Source organism: Stenotrophomonas sp. PS02289 (genome assembly GCF_029960115.1).
Lineage (GTDB): Bacteria > Pseudomonadota > Gammaproteobacteria > Xanthomonadales > Xanthomonadaceae > Stenotrophomonas.
The window spans coordinates 1-261 of the sequence record NZ_JASCOZ010000373.1; the positions used below are offsets into that span (position 1 = coordinate 1).

At 63.6% G+C, this 261-nt stretch carries 1 pseudogene; it reads left to right on the top strand.

The features are described 5' to 3' along the window. A pseudogene (gene tuf / locus QMX83_RS21645) lies at nt 1-261 on the top strand (elongation factor Tu); the annotation flags it as partial.

The following is a 261-nucleotide window of genomic DNA, read 5'->3' on the forward strand; positions in this document are numbered from 1 at the left end:
AAGTGCGTGAACTGCTGAGCAAGTACGACTTCCCGGGCGACGACACCCCGATCATCTCCGGTTCGGCCCGTCTGGCGCTGGAAGGCGACCAGAGCGACATCGGCGTGCCGGCCGTGATCAAGCTGGTCGAAGCGCTGGATTCCTGGATTCCGGAACCGGAACGCGACATCGACAAGCCGTTCCTGATGCCGGTGGAAGACGTGTTCTCGATCTCGGGCCGCGGCACCGTGGTGACCGGTCGTATCGAGCGCGGCATCATCA